1 protein-coding gene is annotated in these 204 nt (G+C 75.0%); it reads right to left on the minus strand.

The features are described from left to right. Positions 1-204: acyltransferase domain-containing protein (locus PUR61_RS13395; protein WP_329879038.1), on the minus strand; the 204-nt coding region annotated here is incomplete at both ends.

The following is a 204-nucleotide window of genomic DNA, read 5'->3' on the forward strand; positions in this document are numbered from 1 at the left end:
CCCGCCGGAAGGGCCTGCATCAACCTGCCGCGCGCCGCGACCAGCGTGGCCGCGTCCGGCAGAGACAGCACCCCGGCCACGTGCGCGGCGGCAACCTCGCCGATCGAGTGCCCGACCAGCACGTCCGCCCGCACACCCCAGCGGGTGAGCAGCGCGTGCAACGCCACCTCGACGGCGAACAACGCCGGCTGCGCATACCCCGTC

The sequence above is a fragment of the Streptomyces sp. BE20 genome, from assembly GCF_036322525.1.
In the GTDB taxonomy this organism is placed as follows: Bacteria; Actinomycetota; Actinomycetes; order Streptomycetales; family Streptomycetaceae; genus Kitasatospora.